This is a genomic window from Bartonella sp. AS69XJJH (assembly GCF_042195585.1).
Taxonomy (GTDB): Bacteria; Pseudomonadota; Alphaproteobacteria; order Rhizobiales; family Rhizobiaceae; genus Bartonella.
Genome location: NZ_JBHIOO010000147.1, coordinates 1 through 543, shown reverse-complemented (window position 1 = coordinate 543; position 543 = coordinate 1). Strand labels below are relative to the sequence as shown.

Genomic DNA, 543 nt, shown 5'->3' with positions numbered 1-543 from the left:
GATCAATGGGAAAATACTTCCACACAATCACACATCACGGCACGCCAAGATGTGCAGATTACTGCTGACAATGATGTGAATATGCAAGCAGCCATTGTTACGGCGGATCGTGATGTCAACATTGATGCTGGCAATAATATCACCCTATCAGAAAGCTATGATACCTCTAACGGCAAAGAGACACATGAAAAGTCTTTTGCTGGTGTGACAGCCTCTGCTGATATCGGTGTTCTTGGCACGGTACAAGGCTTAAAAGATTCAGCGGACCGTATGAACAATAAGGATGGCAATAACACCGTTATTAATGGCATACTGACCGGCATGAAAATCAATCACCTCTTTAACAAAGGCAGGAATTTTGTTGATTGGCTGACTGGCAACACAGGGGAAAAGGGGAACATAACCAAAGGACTGAGTAACCCATTAGGAGGGATGGGGGGTTCCACCAAAGATGCTCTTGCCAATATGGCTGGCGCATCTGGCAGTGTAACCGTGGGCTTTAAAACTGAGAAAACAGAAGCCTCTTCTCAAGTCTCCACAGCG

Annotated in this window: 1 protein-coding gene; it reads left to right on the top strand. The window is 45.7% G+C overall.

All coding sequences use genetic code 11. The features are described 5' to 3' along the window. On the top strand, window positions 1-543 hold a 543-nt coding region (locus ACFIK6_RS10360), incomplete at both ends, for a hemagglutinin repeat-containing protein (RefSeq protein WP_375677626.1).